At 46.6% G+C, this 2561-nt stretch carries 2 tRNA genes and 2 rRNA genes; all 4 read left to right on the top strand.

Annotated elements, in window-relative coordinates:
* Nucleotides 1-219 precede the first annotated feature (219 nt).
* Nucleotides 220-1741 (top strand): 16S ribosomal RNA (locus HQN83_RS25140).
* A gap of 172 nt (nt 1742-1913) precedes the next feature.
* Nucleotides 1914-1987, top strand: a tRNA-Ile gene (locus HQN83_RS25135).
* 14 nt (nt 1988-2001) lie between these two features.
* Nucleotides 2002-2078: transfer RNA gene (locus HQN83_RS25130), tRNA-Ala, on the top strand.
* Between the two features lie 224 nt (nt 2079-2302).
* A 23S ribosomal RNA gene (locus HQN83_RS25125) occupies nt 2303-2561 on the top strand; the annotation flags it as partial.

Raw genomic sequence — 2561 nt, 5'->3', positions numbered from 1 at the left:
GAACATTAAAGATATATAAAGATGACCCGCGAGGCGAATCGAGAAGTTCATTAAAGAGATGTCATTTATAAACGTAGCGAGGTAAGAAAGTACAGATTCAAAGTACATGAAACCTGCGCTATTATTTTCGAGTCAAGTTCTGACAGACAATACAAAAAAAAAGAATACAGACTATTATTAACAAGTTAAGAATGGTCAGAGATTCAAACAACACATTTTACAATGGAGAGTTTGATCCTGGCTCAGGATGAACGCTAGCGGCAGGCCTAATACATGCAAGTCGAACGATAGTGAGAGGCTTGCTTCTCACAAAAGTGGCGCACGGGTGCGTAACGCGTATGCAACCTACCTCAATCAGGGGGATAGCCCGAAGAAATTCGGATTAACACCGCATAAAAACACAGTACAGCATTGTACAATGTTCAAATATTTATAGGATTGAGATGGGCATGCGTGTCATTAGCTAGTTGGCGGGGTAACGGCCCACCAAGGCGACGATGACTAGGGGATCTGAGAGGATGGCCCCCCACACTGGTACTGAGACACGGACCAGACTCCTACGGGAGGCAGCAGTAAGGAATATTGGTCAATGGAGGCAACTCTGAACCAGCCATGCCGCGTGCAGGAAGACAGCCCTCTGGGTCGTAAACTGCTTTTATTCGGGAATAAACCTATCTACGTGTAGATAGCTGAATGTACCGAAGGAATAAGGATCGGCTAACTCCGTGCCAGCAGCCGCGGTAATACGGAGGATCCAAGCGTTATCCGGATTTATTGGGTTTAAAGGGTGCGTAGGCGGCTTATTAAGTCAGGGGTGAAAGACGGTGGCTCAACCATCGCAGTGCCCTTGATACTGATGAGCTTGAATGAACTAGAGGTAGGCGGAATGTGACAAGTAGCGGTGAAATGCATAGATATGTCACAGAACACCGATTGCGAAGGCAGCTTACTATGGTTTTATTGACGCTGAGGCACGAAAGCGTGGGGATCAAACAGGATTAGATACCCTGGTAGTCCACGCCCTAAACGATGAATACTCGCTGTTAGCGATATACAGTTAGCGGCTAAGCGAAAGCGTTAAGTATTCCACCTGGGGAGTACGCCCGCAAGGGTGAAACTCAAAGGAATTGACGGGGGCCCGCACAAGCGGAGGAGCATGTGGTTTAATTCGATGATACGCGAGGAACCTTACCCGGGCTTGAAAGTTAGTGAATCATTTAGAGATAGATGAGTGAGCAATCACACGAAACTAGGTGCTGCATGGCTGTCGTCAGCTCGTGCCGTGAGGTGTTGGGTTAAGTCCCGCAACGAGCGCAACCCCTATGTTTAGTTGCCAGCACGTTATGGTGGGGACTCTAAACAGACTGCCTGTGCAAACAGAGAGGAAGGAGGGGACGACGTCAAGTCATCATGGCCCTTACGTCCGGGGCTACACACGTGCTACAATGGATGGTACAGAGGGCAGCAAGCTGGCAACAGCAAGCAAATCTCAAAAAGCCATTCACAGTTCGGATAGAGGTCTGCAACTCGACCTCTTGAAGTTGGATTCGCTAGTAATCGCGTATCAGCAATGACGCGGTGAATACGTTCCCGGGCCTTGTACACACCGCCCGTCAAGCCATGGAAGTTGGGGGTACCTAAAGTATGTAACCGCAAGGAGCGTCCTAGGGTAAAACCGATAACTGGGGCTAAGTCGTAACAAGGTAGCCGTACCGGAAGGTGCGGCTGGAATACCTCCTTTCTGGAGTAGACTAGACTACTCGCTACGTAAATGATATAAATGACAATAAAATCTCAAAAGAAAAACCCATAGGATGAAACATCACATAGTGTTTCAACTAAGCTAAGGATTATATGAGGCAAGAAGGATTGTGAATGAGACACCTCAGAACAAACCAGAGCTGAATAAAAATAGTCCCGTAGCTCAGTTGGTTAGAGCACTACACTGATAATGTAGGGGTCAGCAGTTCAAATCTGCTCGGGACTACACATATATTCTAAGGGGGATTAGCTCAGCTGGCTAGAGCGCCTGCCTTGCACGCAGGAGGTCAACGGTTCGACTCCGTTATTCTCCACCATCACCGGTGTCTAATACAAAAGGCACAGAAATAGGAAGTTGAAAGACAACCCGGGATAGAACAGTTCTTTGACATATTGGAAGAAGTTAAAAAAGAAGAGCAAACAACAATAGAGACGTTGTTTGATCGGAAGTGAGTGAATGGTAAGCAATTACTGTACACAAACTAAAGAGATAACGACAATCAAAAAAAGCATTTCCATAGGCGCAAAAGGCTATGGAGAGAAGAAAGTAAATAAGAGCACACAGGGGATGCCTTGGCTCTCAGAGGCGATGAAGGACGTGATAAGCTGCGATAAGCACTGGGGATTAGCAAATATGAATTGATCCGGTGATTTCCGAATGGGGCAACCTGGCTAGTTGAAGACTAGTCGTATAAATACGCAAACCTGCCGAACTGAAACATCTAAGTAAGCAGAGGAAGAGAAAATAATAATGATTTCCTAAGTAGTGGCGAGCGAACGGGAAAGAGCCCAAACCATTA

The organism is Pedobacter foliorum (assembly GCF_013266735.1).
Taxonomy (GTDB): domain Bacteria; phylum Bacteroidota; class Bacteroidia; order Sphingobacteriales; family Sphingobacteriaceae; genus Pedobacter; species Pedobacter foliorum.
The sequence above is the reverse complement of the archived record's forward strand: the minus strand, read 5'-3'. Positions and strand labels throughout refer to the sequence as shown.